Raw genomic sequence first — 461 nt, 5'->3', positions numbered from 1 at the left:
TTTTTTTAGAACAAGAACCAAGAAACAAGAACCAAGAACCAAGAATCAAGACTGTCTTTATTTGTTTTAACCCTGTCAGCGGCTTCAAGCCCTGACAGCGGTTTATTTTTAGAGCCAAGAAACAAGAGTCAAGAGCCAAGACTTTATAACAATTGGAATTTGAAATTTGGTGCCTGGAATTTAGTACAAGGCTCACTGCTCATTCATTTTTGTTTATTGTTATTGTTTATTGCATAATTGTTCACTGTTCATTGAAAATAGTGCTCTGCTCCAGCAGGAACTGGATGAGATTCATCTCCTTTTCCTTTTCCAGAAGTTCCCGGGGAAATCCCGAAGCATTTAAAAATGTAACAAAATCGCTGATCTGTCGGACTTGAACATTCAGTACCTCTTCAAAAAAGTCATTATCGTACCGGCTTCTGATTTCCCGTTCAAGATTGATCATCCCTCTCTGGTTCAGC

The 461-nt window shown here is 38.6% G+C and carries 1 protein-coding gene; it reads right to left on the bottom strand.

The genetic code is table 11. The annotated features are described in order from the left end of the window. Window positions 1-241: 241 nt before the first annotated feature. Window positions 242-461: hypothetical protein (locus tag HC176_RS16410; RefSeq protein WP_209309761.1), on the bottom strand; the 220-nt coding region annotated here is incomplete at its 5' end.

This window comes from Tamlana crocina, assembly GCF_012037625.1.
The sequence above is the reverse complement of the archived record's forward strand: the minus strand, read 5'-3'. Positions and strand labels throughout refer to the sequence as shown.